General features: G+C 63.6%; 2 protein-coding genes. Both read left to right on the top strand.

All coding sequences use genetic code 11. The annotated features are described in order from the left end of the window. The coding region (locus ACTQ48_RS11275; protein ID WP_441570994.1) for a 6-carboxytetrahydropterin synthase at window positions 1–559 on the top strand (559 nt) is incomplete at its 5' end. Between the two features lie 29 nt (window positions 560–588). Beyond that, on the top strand, window positions 589–945 hold a 357-nt coding region (locus tag ACTQ48_RS11270; RefSeq protein ID WP_441570992.1), incomplete at its 3' end, for a hypothetical protein.

The following is a 945-nucleotide window of genomic DNA, read 5'->3' as shown; positions in this document are numbered from 1 at the left end:
ACAAACCATCCCCACCAACCAACTCCACACCCACCACAAGAACCCACGCCGCGGCGACGTCCAAGCGACCGCCGACTCCCTGCGCGTCAATGGGCAGTTCCGACCCATCGTTGTGAACCGGGGGACGCATACGGGCCGTCCGATGGAGGTGTTGGCTGGGAATCACACGTTAATGGCGGCGCGTGATTTGGCGGAAGAGGGGGTGTCGGACTTCGCGGAGTTGGACTGCTACGTCGTGGACGTGGACGAGGATCAGGCAACGCGGATCGTCCTGGCGGATAACCGCACGGCAGACATTGGCTCGTACGATAACGAGGAGCTGCTGGCCTTGTTGGAAACCCTGGGCGACGAGTTGGACGACGTTGGCTTCGTCCTGGACTACCGTGCTCTCGCGGGCTTCGGCGCGTGGTTGGACGAGAAGTTCGACCACCAGCACCTGAACGACCGGGTGGGCTTCAACCCAACAGCGGAGAACATGACCCGGTTGCTGTACGAGACCGCGCGGAACATGGGGCTCCCCGCCATAGCGGTGTCGTGGTCGGAGACTCCGAAGACGTGAGCGACGTACCGACCGAAGGGAACGCTGTGATGGACTACGACTACATGACCGCAATGCTCGACTGGCTCGACCAGCATCCCGAAGCGAATGTGGAGCGCCTACCCGTGTCGGAAGTGTTCGGCCCGACAATTCAAGGCGAGGGACCGCACGCCGGGCGGACGTGCCACTTCATCCGCCTGGGCGGCTGCAACCTATCCTGCTCGTGGTGCGACACCCCGTATTCGACGGGGCAGCACGGCATCCCGCTTTCAACCGTTCCCCGGGTGATGGTGGACGATGTGGTTGCGCAGATCCCCCACGGAGCGATGGTGGTGCTCACCGGTGGGGAGCCGCTGATGCACGCACGCCGCGCCGGGTTTAGGGCGCTGCTCGTCCGGTTGAAGAAT

Source organism: Collinsella sp. Sow4_E3 (assembly GCF_052116285.1).
GTDB lineage: Bacteria > Actinomycetota > Coriobacteriia > Coriobacteriales > Coriobacteriaceae > Collinsella.
Note: the sequence above shows the minus strand (reverse complement) of the source record. Positions and strands in the feature narration are given on the sequence as shown.